Source organism: Xanthomonas sp. DAR 35659, from assembly GCF_041242975.1.
Lineage (GTDB): Bacteria > Pseudomonadota > Gammaproteobacteria > Xanthomonadales > Xanthomonadaceae > Xanthomonas_A > Xanthomonas_A medicagonis.
The window spans coordinates 4,546,092-4,559,593 of sequence record NZ_CP162488.1 but is presented as its reverse complement, the minus strand read 5'-3'; the positions used below and the strand labels follow the sequence as shown (position 1 = coordinate 4,559,593).

At 69.2% G+C, this 13,502-nt stretch carries 14 protein-coding genes; 6 read left to right on the top strand and 8 right to left on the bottom strand.

The genetic code is table 11. From position 1 onward, the window contains the following. Positions 1 to 71: 71 nt before the first annotated feature. Positions 72 to 653, top strand: coding sequence for an alpha-ketoglutarate-dependent dioxygenase AlkB family protein (locus AB3X07_RS19240; protein ID WP_369940378.1), 582 nt, complete (start codon positions 72 to 74; stop codon positions 651 to 653). A gap of 467 nt (positions 654 to 1,120) precedes the next feature. Here AB3X07_RS19240 and AB3X07_RS19235 read toward each other — a convergent pair whose 3' ends face one another. From AB3X07_RS19235 to AB3X07_RS19220, 4 genes are all read right to left on the bottom strand, one after another. After that, the gene (locus AB3X07_RS19235; protein WP_369940376.1) at positions 1,121 to 1,792 is read right to left on the bottom strand and encodes an ABC-type transport auxiliary lipoprotein family protein; all 672 of its coding nucleotides are present in this window, start codon (positions 1,790 to 1,792) and stop codon (positions 1,121 to 1,123) included. Next, positions 1,789 to 2,715 carry an MlaD family protein gene (locus AB3X07_RS19230; RefSeq protein ID WP_369940374.1) on the bottom strand — a complete coding sequence of 309 codons (927 nt, stop codon included), beginning with the start codon at positions 2,713 to 2,715 and terminating at the stop codon, positions 1,789 to 1,791. The genes AB3X07_RS19235 and AB3X07_RS19230 overlap by 4 nt, the downstream gene beginning before the upstream one ends. Before the next feature lie 3 nt (positions 2,716 to 2,718). After that, positions 2,719 to 3,540, bottom strand: coding sequence for an ABC transporter ATP-binding protein (locus tag AB3X07_RS19225; RefSeq protein ID WP_369940372.1), 822 nt, complete (start codon positions 3,538 to 3,540; stop codon positions 2,719 to 2,721). An 81-nt stretch (positions 3,541 to 3,621) separates the two neighbouring features. Then, positions 3,622 to 4,734, bottom strand: coding sequence for an ABC transporter permease (locus AB3X07_RS19220; protein ID WP_369940371.1), 1,113 nt, complete (start codon positions 4,732 to 4,734; stop codon positions 3,622 to 3,624). A gap of 107 nt (positions 4,735 to 4,841) precedes the next feature. On the opposite strand from AB3X07_RS19220, the gene AB3X07_RS19215 reads away from it, so the two are divergent. Next, positions 4,842 to 6,101: a threonine/serine ThrE exporter family protein gene (locus tag AB3X07_RS19215; RefSeq protein ID WP_369940370.1), complete on the top strand. Its 1,260-nt coding sequence runs from the start codon at positions 4,842 to 4,844 to the stop codon at positions 6,099 to 6,101. 60 nt (positions 6,102 to 6,161) lie between these two features. On the opposite strand, the gene AB3X07_RS19210 is transcribed toward AB3X07_RS19215, so the two are convergent. The 3 genes from AB3X07_RS19210 to AB3X07_RS19200 all read right to left on the bottom strand — a co-directional run bounded on the left by AB3X07_RS19210 (position 6,162) and on the right by AB3X07_RS19200 (position 9,104). Next, positions 6,162 to 6,629, bottom strand: a complete 468-nt coding sequence (locus AB3X07_RS19210) for an H-NS family nucleoid-associated regulatory protein (protein WP_369944817.1) — start codon at positions 6,627 to 6,629, stop codon at positions 6,162 to 6,164. A gap of 286 nt (positions 6,630 to 6,915) precedes the next feature. Beyond that, entirely contained in the window at positions 6,916 to 8,610 is a 1,695-nt protein-coding gene (locus AB3X07_RS19205) for a proline--tRNA ligase (RefSeq protein ID WP_369940367.1), read from the bottom strand. Between the two features lie 101 nt (positions 8,611 to 8,711). Then, the gene (locus AB3X07_RS19200; protein WP_369940366.1) at positions 8,712 to 9,104 is read right to left on the bottom strand and encodes a DUF4124 domain-containing protein; all 393 of its coding nucleotides are present in this window, start codon (positions 9,102 to 9,104) and stop codon (positions 8,712 to 8,714) included. A 75-nt stretch (positions 9,105 to 9,179) separates the two neighbouring features. Between AB3X07_RS19200 and pssA the strand changes: the two genes are divergently transcribed. From pssA to AB3X07_RS19180, 4 genes are all read left to right on the top strand, one after another. Then, positions 9,180 to 9,956 (top strand): CDP-diacylglycerol--serine O-phosphatidyltransferase, encoded by a 777-nt coding sequence (pssA, locus tag AB3X07_RS19195; RefSeq protein ID WP_369940365.1) that lies wholly within the window; start codon positions 9,180 to 9,182, stop codon positions 9,954 to 9,956. Between the two features lie 8 nt (positions 9,957 to 9,964). Beyond that, positions 9,965 to 10,435: an alanine acetyltransferase gene (locus AB3X07_RS19190; RefSeq protein WP_369944816.1), complete on the top strand. Its 471-nt coding sequence runs from the start codon at positions 9,965 to 9,967 to the stop codon at positions 10,433 to 10,435. Continuing rightward, a complete protein-coding gene (rimI, locus tag AB3X07_RS19185; RefSeq protein ID WP_369940363.1) occupies positions 10,432 to 10,923 on the top strand; it encodes a ribosomal protein S18-alanine N-acetyltransferase in 492 nt (163 codons plus the stop codon). The genes AB3X07_RS19190 and rimI overlap by 4 nt, the downstream gene beginning before the upstream one ends. A 907-nt stretch (positions 10,924 to 11,830) precedes the next feature. Next, positions 11,831 to 12,949 (top strand): pectate lyase family protein, encoded by a 1,119-nt coding sequence (locus AB3X07_RS19180; protein WP_369944815.1) that lies wholly within the window; start codon positions 11,831 to 11,833, stop codon positions 12,947 to 12,949. Between the two features lie 82 nt (positions 12,950 to 13,031). On the opposite strand, the gene AB3X07_RS19175 is transcribed toward AB3X07_RS19180, so the two are convergent. Beyond that, the gene (locus tag AB3X07_RS19175; protein ID WP_369940362.1) at positions 13,032 to 13,484 is read right to left on the bottom strand and encodes a methyltransferase family protein; all 453 of its coding nucleotides are present in this window, start codon (positions 13,482 to 13,484) and stop codon (positions 13,032 to 13,034) included. Positions 13,485 to 13,502 lie beyond the last annotated feature (18 nt).

Here is a 13,502-nt window from a genome sequence, read left to right as displayed (position 1 = left end):
AGGCTTTGCGCGTGAAGGGGCAAATTCCGCACGCTGGCGTATGGTGGGCGCGGGCGTGGTAGCGTGGCGCGATGCAACTCGATCTGCCTGGCGCCGAGGTCCGCTGGCTCCCCGGCTGGTTGGCGCAGGCGGAGGCCGCCGCCCTGTTCGCCCAACTACTGCACACGGTGGAGTGGGAAGTGCATCGCATCCGCCTGTTCGGGCGGCTGGTCGATTCGCCGCGGCTGAGCTGCTGGATCGGCGATGCGCAGGCCAGTTACCGCTATTCCGGCACCCGTTTCGCGCCGCATCCATGGCCGCAAGCGCTGCTGCCGTTGCGCGCGCGATTGGCAGCCGAAACCGGCGTGGCGTTCAACAGCGTGCTCGCCAACCGTTATCGCGATGGCCGCGATGCGATGGGCTGGCACAGCGACGACGAAAAGGAACTCGGCCCGCGGCCGCTGATCGCATCGTTGAGTCTGGGGGCTACGCGCCGCTTCGCGTTGCGCCATCGGCAGGAGCCGGCGCTACGACAGGCGTTGGAGTTGACCTCCGGCGGCCTGTTACTGATGGGGGGCGAGACCCAGCGCCTGTACCGACATGCCTTGCCACGTACCGCAAGACCAGTTGGCGAGCGGATCAATCTGACGTTTCGCAGGGTCGCGGTGGGCTAGGAACGCCGTATGCCTTCTCCCCTCGGGACCATGGCTCCCTTTTTGGGGGAAGGTGCCCGCAGGGGCGGATAAGGGTGCGGGCGAAGCCTCGTGCACCCACACCCCGCGAGACGCTTTCGCGCCGGACCCTCACCCCAACCCCTCTCCCGAGGGGAGAGGGGCTAGCGGCTTCCTTCTCCCATCGGGAGAAGGTGCCCCGCAGGGGCGGATGAGGGTACGGGCCCAGCCTCGTGCGTCCACACTCCGCGAGACGTTTTCGCGTCGGACCCTCACCCCAACCCCTCTTCCGGTGGGAGAGGGGTTAGCGGCTTCCTTCTCCCCTCGGGACCATGGCCCCCTTTTCGGGGGAAGGTGCCCCGTAGGGGCGGATGAGGGTACGGGCGCAGCCTCGTGCGCCCAACTCCGCGAGACGCTTTCGCGCCGGACCCTCTCCCCAACCCCTCTCCCGAGGGGAGAGGGGCTTTAGATCAGCGGCGCGGTGCGGGTGCGACCGTCGGCGCCGGCGCCAACGCGGTGGCCGCGTCGGCCTGGCCTTGTTGCAGGGTCCAGCCGACGACCTGGCCGGTCACCTGCGACAGCGCCTGGCCGAAGGCATCGGCCACCTGCGCCTGCGCCGTGCTGGCGGACGGCTGCGCAGCCAGGAAGGTGCGCGAGGCGACCACGCGCTGGTCGGGCGTATATAGCAGCTTGGCGTTGAGTTCGATCGTCGCCGACGGCACCGCGCGGCCGGCGTAGTCCGATTCGAAACGGCGCAGGTCCAGCACCAGCTTGTAGTCGGCGCGGATGCCGGTGCCGAGCCGGGCCACGCCAGGGATGCGCCCGGAATCCTCGAACGCGCGCACCAGGGTGTCCTCGAGCATGTCGGTGGCCGGCTGTGCCCAGCTCACCCCGCTGTACACCTGCAGTTCGCCCGGGGTGGGACGCACCGCGATGCGCGGGCTGTCGACCACGCGCGCCGCGCTGGGTTTGGCGATCGCCAGTTGCCAGGTCACCTGCGGCCAGGACGGGTCCGGCGGCACCCGCACGTCGGGCGCGTAGATGGTCACCGGGTCCTTGCTGCCGCCGGTCAGCGCGGAGCAGCCAGCGAGCAGCAGCAGGGCCGGGATGGCGAGCAGCAGGAGGGCGCGCGTCGGCTTCATTTGGGTTCGAACTCCTTCGGGGCGTCGCGGCCGAGCAGGTAGCGCGCGGGATTGTTGTCGAGGCGGTCGCTGACCCGGCGCAGGTCGCGGATCAGCCCGCGCAGTTCGGTCAGGGTCGGGCCGAGCTGGCCCAGGCCGTCGTTGGCGAAGCTGTTGATCGCCGCGCGGTTCTCGCCCAGGATCTTGTCGGCGTTGCCGGAGGCCGAATCGAGCTTGCTCAGCGTGCTTTCCAGCTTGTCCAGGATCGGCGGCAGCTGCTGCACCAGATTCTGGTCCAGGCGCTGGATGGTGCCGTTGGTGGTCTTCAGGGTCACGTCGAGATTGCGCGCGGCGTCGCGCGCGCTGAGGATCAGCGACTGCATGCCCTCGTCGCGGTCGGCCAGCGAACCGCTGATCGTTTCCAGGTTGTGCAGGGTCGCGGTGATGCTGGCCACGTTGCGGTCGCTGAGCACTTCGTCCAGGCGCTCGACGATGCGGTTGGCGGTATCGGTGATGTTCTGCAGCGCCGAGGGCGTGGTCTGGATGATCGGCGCGTCGCTGGGATCGGTCGAGGTCAGCGTCGGCGCCTCCGGGGTGCCGCCGGAGAGCTGGATAATCGACGGCCCGGTCAGGCTGGTGATGCCGAGTTTGGCGCGGGTGTCGGTCTTGACCGGCGTGGTCGAGTTCAGCCGGATCCGCGCCACCACCTGGCGCGGGTCGTTCGGCGCCAGGGTCAGCTCGGTGATCGAGCCGACCGCGATGCCGTTGTACTGCACCGGGCTGCCGACCGACAGACCGGTGACCGCTTCGCGGAACACCACGCGGTACTCCTGCCAGGTGCGGTCGGACGAGTACTTGGCGGCCCATAGCCCGAACAGCAGCAGGGCGAAGCCGGCGACGATGGTGAAGGCGCCGATCAGGACGTAATTGGCTTTGGTTTCCATGGCTCAGGCGTTCTCGGTCCAGGCGGTTTTGGCGTCGCGGGCCGCGCGCGCGCGCGGGCCGTGGAAATAGTCCTGGATCCAGGGGTGGTCGACCTGCTCGATCTCGGAAAGCGGCGCGGTGGCGATGACCTTGCGGTCGGCCAGGACCGCGACGCGGTCGCAGATAGCGTACAAGGTGTCCAGGTCGTGGGTGATGAGGAACACGGTCAGGCCCAGCGCTTCCTGCAGGGTGCGGATCAGCCGGTCGAAGGCGGCCGCGCCGATCGGGTCCAGGCCGGCGGTGGGTTCGTCCAGGAACAGCAGCGGCGGGTCCAGCGCCAGCGCGCGCGCCAGCCCGGCGCGCTTGCGCATGCCGCCGGACAGCTGCGAGGGCAGCTTGTTGAGCGCATCGGCCGGCAACCCGGCCAGCTTCACCTTCAGCAGCGCCAGCTCGTAGTGCCAGCTGTCGGGCAGCTCGCCGAAGTGTTCCTTCAGCGGCACCTGCACGTTCTCGCCGACGGTCAGCGAGGAGAACAGCGCGCCGTCCTGGAACAGCACCCCGGTGTTGCGCTCCACGTGCAGGCGGTCTTCGCGACGCCTGGAGTCGGTATCCACGCCGAGCACGTGGATGCGTCCGGCATCGGGCGTGCGCAGGCCGAGGATGCTGCGCATCAACACAGACTTGCCGGTGCCCGAGCCGCCGACCACGCCGAGGATCTCGCCGCGGCGCACGTCCAGGTCCAGTTCCTCGTGCACGGTCTGGCTGCCGAAGCGGTTGACCAGGCCGCGGACGGAGATGGCCAGTTCCTGGCCGGGAATCGGGACTGGGGAATCGGGAATCGTCAAAGCACGCACTCCTGACCGACGTCGCCAATGCAGCCGGTTTTTCCCATTCCCGATTCCCGATTCCCCAGTCCCGGCCTCACGTCACCACCCCACGTTCATGAACCACAGCGCGGCGATCGCGTCGATGATGATCACCAGCGAGATCGTCTGCACCACGCTGGAGGTGGTGCGCTCGCCGACCGATTGCGCGGTGCCCTCCACGCGCAGGCCTTCCAGGCAGCCGATCAGGCCGATCACGAGGGCGAAGATCGGCGCCTTCGACAGGCCGACCAGCATGTGCCGCAGCTGGATGGTCTCGTGCATGCGCGCCAGGTACATCTGCGGCGGGATGCCCAGGTCGAAGGCGCCGACGGTGACGCCGCCGGCCAGGCCGGCGATCATCGCCACGAAGGTCAGCAGCGGCAGCATCACCAGCAGTGCCACCAGCCGCGGGATCACCAGCAGGTCCATCGGGTCCAGGCCCAGGGTCTGGATCGCATCCACTTCCTCGCGCGCCTTCATCGCGCCGATCTGCGCGGTGAAGGCGCTGGCGGTGCGTCCGGCCAGCACGATCGCGGTCAGCAGGACCGCGAACTCGCGCAGGAAGGCGATGCTGACCAGTTCCACCACATAGATCTCGGCGCCGAAGTCGCGCAGGATGGTCGAGCCCAGGAACGCGATCACCGCGCCGACCAGATACGACAGCAGCGCCACCAGCGGCACCGCGTCCAGCCCGACCTGCTCCATGTGATGCACCGTGGAGGTCAGGCGGAAGCGCCGCGGCGCGTGCAGCAGGCGCATCATCTTGACCAGGGTCTCGCCGAGGAAGCCGACCAGGGCGACGATCTCCTTGCCGTTGCGGTGCACCGCGTAGCCCAGGCGCTCCAGCGCCGCGGCGAACCCGTAGTCGCGCTTGCGCTTGGGGCGGTCGTCGGCGACGTCCTCGATGGTGGAGACCAGCGCGCGGTGATCCTGGCGGAAGTCCAGCGCCTCGTGGGCGATGCCGTTGCGGGTGGCGTGGCGCATCAGCTGCAGCACGCCGGCCGAATCCAATTGGAGGATGCCGCTGGCGTCGATGCCGGTGGTGCCCGGCGGCATCGTGCGCAGCACGTCCGAGGAGGCCAGCGCGGTGGCCAGGGTCCAGCTTCCGGACAGCCGCACCCGCGCGGGATCCCGTTCGTCTTGGCTGAGGCTGGGCGGTTGCGGTTCGATCATGGGGCGTCCGGGGCGTGCGGGCGCGAGCATACCTGTTTCGCCGGCGCCGCAACGTCATCGCGCGCGACGGGGTGGCTGCGCGCGGCGTTGGCGCCATACTAGCCGACATGCCCGTCGCGCCTACCGTCAGCCCGTCCTCCACCGCCACCTATGCGCAGCGGATCGCCTTCGTCTCCGAGATCGCCGGCCGCCTGCATACCTACGGCACCACCGCGCAGCGCCTGGAGGCTGCGGTGGTGGCCCTGGCGCAGCAGCTGGACCTGGACTGCGAGCCGTGGTCCAACCCGACCGGGCTGATCCTCAGCTTCAGCGATCCGACCAAGGCGATCGGCTCCAGCGACATCACCCGCGTGGTGCGTCTGGCGCCGGGCGACAACGACCTGCACAAGCTCAGCGTCGCCGACCGCATCGCCGACGATGTCGCCAGCGGGCGCATGAGCGTGGCCCAGGGCCACACCGCGTTGCGCCAGCTGGACCAGCCGCCGGGACGGCGCTGGATGGCGATGCAGGTGCTGGGCTTCGGCCTGGCCGCGGCCGGCGTGGCCGGGCTGTGGCGGCTGCCGTGGCTGGACATCGCCACCGCCACCGCGATCGGCGTGCTGATCGGCGCGCTGACCCAACTGACCGACAAACGCCCGGCCGCCAAGGAGGCCAACGAGGCCCTGGCGGCGCTGCTGGCCGGCGTGGTCGCGGCGCTGGTGGCCACCATGGTGGCGCCGCTGAACCTCAACTCGGTGATCATCGCCTCGCTGGTGGTGCTGCTGCCGGGTATGGCGCTGACCAATGCGGTCAACGAGCTCACCAGCCAGCATTGGGTGTCGGGCACCGCGCGCTTCGCCGGCGCGGTCACCACCATCCTCAAGCTGACCGTGGGCGCGGTGATCGCGGTGACCCTGGCGCAGTTGCTGGGCCTGGAGCCGATGGCGCACGTGTCGCGGCCGCAGGCGGGATGGGTGGAATGGGCCTCGCTGCCGGTCGCCGCCTATGCGTTCGCGCTGCTGTTCAAGGCCAGCGGCCGCGACTACCCGTGGGTGATGGCGGCCTCGGTGGCCGGCTACGTGATCGCGCGCGTCGCCGGCGAGGCCTGGGGCAGCCCGGTCGGCATCTTCCTGTCGGCGATGTCGTTGACCGCGGCCGGCAACCTGTTCGGTCGCCTGGTGCAGCGGCCGGGCGCGCTGATCCGGCTGCCCGGGATCATCATGCTGGTGCCCGGCAGCGCCAGCTTGCGCGGCCTGCTGACCCTGGTGCAGCAGCACGACGTGCCCGGCGGGCAGTCGGCGCTGCTGGCGGTGACCAATATCGTGATGGCGCTGGTGGCCGGGCTGCTGTTCGGCAATCTGCTGGTGCCGGCGCGAAAGAATCTTTGAATCCGGTAATAAAAAACGCCGGCATGCGCCGGCGTTTTTCGATGCGCGCGTCGTTGCCGATCAGGCTTTCGACGACGCGGCCTTGCTGGCCTTCTTGGCCACGCGCTTGCTGGCTTTCTTGGCGGTTTTCTTGGCCGGCGCGGCGGATTTGGCGGCGCCGCCGGCGATCAGGAAATCCTCGACCTTCTTGCCCTTGCCGACCTGCTCGGCCAGCCAGCGCGGCTGCTTGCCGCGGCCGGTCCAGGTTTCCGCCGGATTGGCCGGATTGCGGTATTTCGGCGGCACCTTGCCCAGCTTGCGACCCGCCTTCGGACCCGGCTTGCCGGCGGCCTTGCGGCCGCGCTTGGCCGGAGCGGCGCCACCGACGGCCTCTTCGAGGCTGTAACCATGGCTCTTGGCCAGGCGTGCCAGCAGGGTGCGGACCTTGGCGATGGGCGTGCGCTTGGCGACGATGGTCTGTTGTTTCTTGGCAGTCTTGATAAGAGCGCCCAACTGCTTGGCCGACAGGCCGCTGAGATCGATGGTCATCTGTACTCCGGAAAATGGACGATGGGCATGCAGCCATTCCCTGGCGCGAATGGAATCATAATATCGCTTTATCGAATTGACAAATATTCCGTCATTCGGTGGCGGCCGCCGAATCGGAATAAGCGCACGGGACAGGTATACGCCCCGGATATGCGATGCCAAACAAATCCGGCATGCCGCCGCGATCCAGCCGGGCATACTGCCGGGGCGAATGTGCAGGCGATGTCGCGGCGATGGCCGCGCAAACAAAAAAGGCCGGGATATATTCCCGGCCTTTTCGATCCGATTAACCCTGCAGCCGCGCCAGCAAGGCGGCCCGGTCGAGGCTTTCGGCCTCGCCGCCGCTGCGCGCCCGGTATTCGAAGGTGCCGGCCGCCAGCCCGCGCTCGGACACCACCACGCGGTGCGGGATGCCGATCAGTTCGATATCGGCGAACATCGCGCCGGCGCGCAGGCCGCGATCGTCGAGCACGGCGTCCAGGCCCGCCTGCTGCAGGTCCGCCAGCAACGCCTGGCCGGCGGCGTCGATCGCCGGGTCGCGCTTGGGGTTGATCACGCAGATCGCCACCGCCCACGGCGCCATCGGCTGCGGCCAGCGGATGCCGGCCTCGTCGTGGTTCTGCTCGATCGCCGCGGCGACGATGCGCGAGATGCCGATGCCATAGCAGCCCATCGCCATCGCCACGGTCTTGCCGTTCTCGTCCAGCACGGTGGCGTCCAGCGCCTGCGCGTACTGGCGGCCGAGCTGGAACACATGGCCGACCTCGATGCCGCGCGCCAGGCGGATCTCGCCGCCATCGGCCGCGCGCTCGCCCTCGACCACGTTGCGCAGGTCGGCGACGGTTTCCGGCTCGGGCAGGTCGCGGCCCCAGTTCACGCCGGCCAGGTGGAAGCCGGCTTCGTTGGCGCCGACCACGAAATCGGCCATCGCCGCCACGTCGCGGTCGGCGACCACGCGCACCGGCAGCAAGGGATTGAGCGGACCGAGGAAGCCCGGCTCGCTGCCGAGATGGGCGCGGATCTCGGCCTCGTTGGCCATGCGGTAGCCGGCCAGGCCGGCGACCTTGCCCAGCTTGATCTCGTTCACCGCGTGATCGCCGCGCACCAACGCCAGCACGAAGCGCTCGCCGGCCATCACCGCGACCGACTTGACCGTGCGTTGCAGGGCGATACCCAGCAATTCGGCCACGGCCTCGCAGGTCTTCTGGGTGGGCGTGGCGACCTTGCGCAGCGCTTCCTGCGGCGCCGGGCGCGGCGCCGGGTCGGCGGCGACCGCGGTCTCGACATTGGCCGCGTAGTCCGAGCCGGTGGAGAACGCCAGCGAATCCTCGCCGGACTCGGCCAGCACGTGGAATTCCTGCGAGGCGTCGCCGCCGATGTCGCCCGAATCGGCCTGCACCGCGCGGAACTGCAGGCCCAGGCGGGTGAAGATGCGGCTGTAGGCGGCCTTCATGTTCTCGTACTCGCGCGCCAGGTCCTCGTCGCTGACATGGAACGAGTAGGCGTCCTTCATCAGGAACTCGCGCGCGCGCATCACGCCGAAGCGCGGGCGGATCTCGTCGCGGAACTTGGTCTGGATCTGGTAGACGTTCAGCGGCAACTGCTTGTAGCTGCTCAGCTCCTGGCGCGCGAAGTCGGCGGCGGCCTCCTCGGCGGTGGGGCTGTAGCAGTATTCCTGGTCCTTGCGGTCCTTCATGCGCAGCATCAGCCCGCCGAACTTCTTCCAGCGCCCGGTGGCGTCCCACAGCTCGCGCGGCTGGATGGTCGGGAACAGCACTTCCACGGCGCCGGCGCGGTTCATTTCCTCGCGCACCACCGCCTCCACCTTGCGCAGCACGCGCAGGCCCAGCGGCGACCAGGTGTACAGGCCGGAGGCGAGCTTGCGGATCATGCCGGCGCGCAGCATCAGCCGGTGGCTGACCAGTTCGGCGTCGGCCGGGGTTTCCTTGGTGGTGTGCAGGTGGAACTGGGAAAGGCGCATCGAAGGGCTTCGCAGACGGCGGGTCGCCCATTTTGCCAGTCATTGCCGGCGCTGCGGGGGTGTATGGCGGCCGGCGCCGTGTCCGCGCCGGGCGCTTGCGCTCATTCGGCGGCGGGCGGCGGCGCGCAATAGGCCTTGATCGCGGCCTCGGCCAGCGCCTTTTGCGCGGTGCGCTGGTCCTCGTCCAGCTCCGCGTCGGGCTTGCCGTCGCCGTCGCGGTCGGTCATCACCTTGCCCGGCTTGCTCAGGATGTCCAGGTTCTTGCGCGCGCTCAGGCAGTTGCCGCTTTCGGCCGGGGCGGCGGCCTCGGTGGCCTCGGCCGGGGCGCCGCCGCGGCTGTCGACCCGCCGCGCCTGGTATTTGCCGCCCGGCGGCGGGCTCTGCGAATAGTGGGTGACGCCCTGCGCATCCTTCCACTGGTACAAGGTGGCGGCGCCGGCCACACCGCTGGCGGCGAGCAGGGACAGGCAACAAAGCCGGGTCAGGGCGCGCATCACGTTCTCCGGGGCAGGGCGAACGCCGATTGCAGCACCCGCCGACGGGGCTGGCAAGTCGATTAAACTGCCCGGATGGACCCATCCCGACCGCCTCCCCGTTCGCGCACCATCTATCTGCTGCCGAACCTGTTCACCACCGCCGGCCTGTTCTCCGGTTTCTACGCCATCATCGCCGCGGCCAATGGCCAGTTCGTGCACGCCAGCGTGGCGGTGTTCGTCGCCGCGGTGATGGACGGGCTGGACGGGCGGGTGGCGCGGCTGACCGGCACCAGCAGCGAATTCGGCGTGCAGTACGACTCGCTGGCCGACCTGGTCAGCTTCGGCATGGCCCCGGCGCTAGTGATGTACCACTGGTCGCTGTCGTCGCTGAAGTTCGACGGCGGCATGATGGGCCGGGTCGGCTGGTCGGCGGCCTTCCTGTACGCGGCCTGCGCCGCGCTGCGCCTGGCGCGCTTCAATACCCAGGTCGGCACCGTGGACAAGCGCTGGTTCGTCGGCCTGGCAAGCCCGGCCGCGGCGGGGCTGATGATGGCCTTCGTGTGGGCCTTCGCCGACGGCAACCTCGGTTGGGACGGCGAGCAGCTGCGCTACGTGGCGCTGGGCGTGACCGTGGTCGCGGCGCTGTTGATGGTCAGTCGCATCCGTTTCTGGAGCTTCAAGGGCGGCGGCGAGAAAGGCCCGCGCGCGGACCGGGTGCCGTTCCTGATGCTGGTACTGGCGCCGGTGGTGATCGCGGTGCTGGTCATCGATCTGTCGCGCGCCTTGCTGGCGATCGGCGTGCTGTACGCCTTGTCCGGGCCCTGCTACTGGCTGTGGCGGCGCTGGCGCAAGTTGCCGGACGCGGCGTGAGCGAGGCGATGCGCAACGACGCACCGTTGTGGTCGGCCGAGCAGCACGGCTGGCTGCAGGCGCTGGGCCATACGCTGTACGTCGCGGCCGACGCCGAGGTCGATGCGGTGGTGGCGCAGCCGGCGACCGAGGCGCGCGGCACAGCGGCCGCCGACGCGGCGACTCCTGAGCGCCGGGCCACCGTCCCGGCGCCAGCGCGCTCCGCCGCGCCTGCAACTGCGCCGCCGCGCGAGCGCGCGCCGTCACCGCCGGCGACCACGCCCGAGCCGCCACGCGCGCCGCCGGCGCGCCGCAGCGGCCTGCGTCTGCCCGACCGCCTGCAGATCGCGCTGCTGCGCGCGTCCGGGCGCAATCCGAACGATCCGGCCACGCAGACGTTGATGGCCACCTGGCCGTTGGCCGAACTGCGCGGCAATGCCGCCGCCAAGCGCGCGCTGTGGCCGCAACTGCGCGCGCTGCGCAAGCAGGCGCCGCGATGAGCGCACAGGGTTCGGCCTCCTCGCCGGCCGCGGCCACGCTGCGTCCGCTGCGCGAGGCCGACCTCGATGCGGTGATGGAGATCGAGCGCCGCGCCTATCCGTTCCCGTGGACGCGCGGCATCTTCCGCGACTGCCTGCAGGCCGGGTATCCGGGCTGGGTGCTGCAGGAGCAGGGCCAGATCGTCGGCTACGGCGTGATCAGCGTGGCCGCCGACGAGGCGCATATCCTCAACGTCTGCGTCGCGCCGGAGCGGCAATCGCGCGGTTACGGCCGCGTGCTGCTGCGCGCGCTGATCAAGTACGGCGTCGACCTGGGCGCGCGTCGGGTGTTCCTGGAAGTGCGCCCGTCCAATCCCAACGCGATCGCGCTGTACCACAGCGAAGGCTTCAACGAGATCGGCCGCCGCCCGCGCTACTACCCGGCGGCGAACGGCCGCGAGGATGCGTTGGTGATGGCGATCGAGTTGTTCTTCGAAGGCATGTCGTAACGCGTCGCGGCCTGCGGTGGCGGGCGCATTGACGTATGTGTCGGGCTGTAAGAAGCCGGGATTGGGGATTGGGGATTGGGGATTCGGGAGAGAAGACGCGGTTGGTGGCGATGTCGGCCGTTTTTTCTGGTATCTCGCGTCGCGAGTGAAGGGCAGCTCTAATCACTTCGGAAAGTGTCCTGTAGGAGCGGCTTTAGCCGCGACGGGCTTTACCGGGAACGCCTCGTCGCGGCTAAAGCCGCTCCTACAGGGGCGACGCGGATCGCGGCTGGTTATGGTCGTGCGGCGTCTGGTTGCCGGTGCGGTCGCAGCGTTTCGGTTCGACTTGTTGAAACGCAACGAACACTTTTCCCGCGACTCCGTGGGTGCGGGTCAGCGTGACTTTCCGCGCCGGCGCGCGCGACGTGTCGCGAGCGCGTGTAGTCGGTGTGGCGAGGCTAGAGTCGGATTGGCCGCGCCCATGCGCCGGTGCGATCGGCAATTGCGTCCAGGTCCATTCGTGCCGCGCAGTGATAGCTAGCGGTAATGCCGCACGCTGCGCCACCTCTGTTCCAAATCCGGAAGCGTGCTTCGGCGGGACACGTCGCGATTCGCGAATGTCGCGAGGTGTCGTGTGGACAGCGTTGTTGTCCCGCAGCGGTTGCGCGCGTGGAAGTGCCGCCGCCATCGCATTTTCTTAGATGCCATTCGCATATCGCTGCATCGAAGTCGAACCCATCGCATTTGTCTCTTCCCAAGGCGCGCGCGCTCCCTACAGTGCGCGCCTCTTCGGCGCCGCCGCGGTTGGTCGCATTACGCGCGGTTGTCCGAAGGGACAGCGAATGCGCCCGCGCCGCGGGCGCGCCGACTCCTTCCATGCCGACGAGGTTCCAGGATGAAGACACAGCCACCCATCGCTTTCCCGCGCATGCGCACCGGCGCACTTGCGCTTGCCTTCTGCCTGGCGGGAGTGGCCGGCAGCGCGCAGGCCGATGCCAGCCTGGACGTCGCCACGACCGGCTGGGCGACCCAGAATGGCGGCACCAAGGGCGGCTCCAAGGCCGCCGCCGCGAACGTCTACAGCGTGAGCAACGCCGCGCAGCTGAAAGCCGCATTGAAGGCCAGCGTCGGCAGCAACGGCCGCATCATCAAGGTCAACGGCATCATCGACATCAGCGAAGGCACGCCCTACAGCACCACCGCGGACATGAAGAGCCGCGCGCGCCTGGACATTCCCACCAAGACCACGCTGATCGGCGTCGGCAGCAATGCCGAGATCCGCGAAGGCTACTTCTACGTCAAGGCCAACGACGTGATCGTGCGCAATCTCACCATCGAGAATCCGTGGGATCCGCAACCGGTGTGGGATCCGGACGACGGCAGCGCCGGCAACTGGAATTCCGAATACGACGGCATGACCATCGAGGGCGCCAGCAACGTGTGGGTGGACCACGTGACCTTCACCGACGGCCGCCGCACCGACGACCAGAACGGCACCGCCAACGGTCGCCCCAAGCAGCATCACGACGGCGCGTTGGACATCAAGAAGGGCGCCAACTACGTCACCGTGTCCTACTCGGCGTTCAAGTCGCACGAGAAGAACAACCTGATCGGCTCCAGCGACAGCGCCTCCAGCACCGACAGCGGCAAGCTCAAGGTGACCATCCACAACACCCTGTTCGAGAACATCTCCGCGCGCGCGCCGCGGGTGCGCTACGGCCAGGTGCACCTGTACAACAACTACCACGTCGGCAGCACCAGCAACGCGGTATATCCGTTCTCCTACGCGCACGGCGTCGGCAAGGAGTCGAAGATCTTCTCCGAGAACAACGTCTTCGACATCGGCGGCGTGAGCAGTTGCGACAAGATCGCGGCCGACTACGGCGGCAGCGTCTACCGCGACTTCGGCTCGCTGCTCAACGGCAAGGCGCTGACCTGTTCCTGGAACAACAGCATCGGCTGGACGCCGCCGTATACCTATTCGCTGCTGCCGGCGAACAAGGTGGCGGCGGACGTCAAGGCCAAGGCCGGCGCCGGCAAGCTCTGAACGCACGCGCCGCCGCCCGCGAATCGGGCGGCGGCGCGGACCGCGTGAAGGCGCGGGCTTCGCGCCCGGCGGAGCGGGTGTTCTACAGCCAGCGGCGCACGCGCCGGCAGTAGTCGGTGTAGCGGGCGCCGAAGCGCGTCTGCAATGCGGCCTCCTCGCGCGGGATCTGCACGCGATCGGCATACAGCAGGTAGATCGCCAACGCCACGCCCGCGGCGGGATGGCCGAGCCACAGCAGCCAGCCCAGCAGCACCAGGGCGTGTCCGACGTACATCGGGTTGCGCGAGTGGCGATGCAGCCCGGACTCCACCAGCGCGCTGGCGCGCTGCGGCCGCAGCGGGTTCACCGTGGTGCCGGCGCGGCGGAAATGCCGTTTCGGTGCCAGGTTGGCGATCACGCCGGCCGCGATCATCGCCACGCCCAGCGCGCGTTGACCAGGCAGCAGCAAGGTCGGCGCGGGCCACGCGCGGGCCGCGGCCCAGGCCGCCGCGGCACCCACCAGCACCAGCAACGGCGGCGGCACGCACCAGCGCATGGTGTGCCGCCGGCCCCT

What these genes read in the sequence shown, in the direction of transcription:
- AB3X07_RS19200 (WP_369940366.1), bottom strand. Translation starts at nt 9,104, where the DNA reads ATGCGCGCCCTGACCCGGCTTTGTTGCCTGTCCCTGCTCGCCGCCAGC.
- pssA (WP_369940365.1), top strand. Translation starts at nt 9,180, where the DNA reads ATGGACCCATCCCGACCGCCTCCCCGTTCGCGCACCATCTATCTGCTG.
- AB3X07_RS19235 (WP_369940376.1), bottom strand. Translation starts at nt 1,792, where the DNA reads ATGAAGCCGACGCGCGCCCTCCTGCTGCTCGCCATCCCGGCCCTGCTG.
- AB3X07_RS19220 (WP_369940371.1), bottom strand. Translation starts at nt 4,734, where the DNA reads ATGATCGAACCGCAACCGCCCAGCCTCAGCCAAGACGAACGGGATCCC.
- AB3X07_RS19240 (WP_369940378.1), top strand. Translation starts at nt 72, where the DNA reads ATGCAACTCGATCTGCCTGGCGCCGAGGTCCGCTGGCTCCCCGGCTGG.
- AB3X07_RS19190 (WP_369944816.1), top strand. Translation starts at nt 9,965, where the DNA reads ATGCGCAACGACGCACCGTTGTGGTCGGCCGAGCAGCACGGCTGGCTG.
- AB3X07_RS19230 (WP_369940374.1), bottom strand. Translation starts at nt 2,715, where the DNA reads ATGGAAACCAAAGCCAATTACGTCCTGATCGGCGCCTTCACCATCGTC.
- AB3X07_RS19180 (WP_369944815.1), top strand. Translation starts at nt 11,831, where the DNA reads ATGCGCACCGGCGCACTTGCGCTTGCCTTCTGCCTGGCGGGAGTGGCC.
- AB3X07_RS19175 (WP_369940362.1), bottom strand. Translation starts at nt 13,484, where the DNA reads ATGCGCTGGTGCGTGCCGCCGCCGTTGCTGGTGCTGGTGGGTGCCGCG.
- AB3X07_RS19210 (WP_369944817.1), bottom strand. Translation starts at nt 6,629, where the DNA reads ATGACCATCGATCTCAGCGGCCTGTCGGCCAAGCAGTTGGGCGCTCTT.
- rimI (WP_369940363.1), top strand. Translation starts at nt 10,432, where the DNA reads ATGAGCGCACAGGGTTCGGCCTCCTCGCCGGCCGCGGCCACGCTGCGT.
- AB3X07_RS19205 (WP_369940367.1), bottom strand. Translation starts at nt 8,610, where the DNA reads ATGCGCCTTTCCCAGTTCCACCTGCACACCACCAAGGAAACCCCGGCC.
- AB3X07_RS19215 (WP_369940370.1), top strand. Translation starts at nt 4,842, where the DNA reads ATGCCCGTCGCGCCTACCGTCAGCCCGTCCTCCACCGCCACCTATGCG.